The organism is Klebsiella sp. MS 92-3, from assembly GCF_000195655.1.
In the GTDB taxonomy this organism is placed as follows: domain Bacteria; phylum Pseudomonadota; class Gammaproteobacteria; order Enterobacterales; family Enterobacteriaceae; genus Klebsiella; species Klebsiella pneumoniae.
Genome location: NZ_GL882805.1, coordinates 34705 through 35045 on the forward strand (window position 1 = coordinate 34705; position 341 = coordinate 35045).

Consider the following 341-nt stretch of genomic DNA (forward strand, 5'->3'; position numbering starts at 1 on the left):
AGTTTTTGCCTAAAAACTCACCTAACGCACCCAACCGGGCATCCGTGTCATAGCGCGGCATTGTAACGAAAACGTTTGCGCAACGCTCGCGAATTTTTATGTTTCTCTCCAGGCCGGTGATTCTCCTTCTATATAGCTGGCGATCCACGGGGCTAGCGGTCATGTTTTTACGCTCTCCTGTGGATAATTCTGTGTGTAACGAGGTATAAAGCGGGGTTTTGCTGGGGAATGCAGCAGTCAGTCATTTTTCTGCCATTTTTCTATTGCGGACGCTCGAGAACTCCCTATAATGCGCCTCCATCGACACGGCGGATGTGAATCACTTCACACAAACAGCCGGT